This window comes from Frankia sp. CcMO1 (assembly GCF_977945845.1).
The window spans coordinates 1-611 of record NZ_CDWTMG010000259.1; the positions used below are offsets into that span (position 1 = coordinate 1).

A 611-nucleotide genomic window follows, 5' to 3' on the forward strand; every position below is an offset into this window, starting at 1 on the left:
CCCTACGTAATGGTCAAGCAGGCGTTCGATATCAGCTACCCGCGGATGATGAAACTGCTGCAGATTACAAACCTGATCGCTACGATCGCCCTGGCCGTCGCGGCTGGCGTCACCGGTGCGACGGCCTGCGCGGTGCTGGCCGGCATCGCGGCGGCCTGCGTCCTCACCAACATCCTGGTCACCGTGCGCGGCGACCTTCCGATCAACAATGCCATGGCCACCTGGCGGCCGGAGTCTCCGCCGGCCGACTGGCGGGAGCAGCGGGCACGCTGGGACTTCTTCAACAGCATCCGCACGACCGCCGCGGTGAGCGCGCTGGTTCTGCTGGCCCTGGCCGCGACCACCCAGTACTAACGCGGCTTCGCCCGCCCAAGCCTTCCAGCAGAAATTCACAGGCTTTGAACTTCGACGAATTCGGCGAGGTTAAGGTCATCTCTTATCGTCCAGTACACGTCCGGTACAGGAGTATCGATCTCCGTAAGAGGCGGGGAACGTGGGGGGCGGCAGCTCTTCCGGTCAGCGCATTGGTTGCTGCATTGGTTGCTTGATGACCAGGGAGAAGTGTCGTTTACTGGTCGGCGGGGGACCAGTCCTTGGGAGTCGAAATGAAA

At 62.5% G+C, this 611-nt stretch carries 1 protein-coding gene; it reads left to right on the top strand.

The window, feature by feature from the left end:
* A partial coding sequence (locus AC08OU_RS21180) for an anthrone oxygenase family protein (protein WP_476605621.1) occupies nt 1-354 on the top strand: 354 nt, incomplete at its 5' end.
* Nucleotides 355-611: the final 257 nt, after the last annotated feature.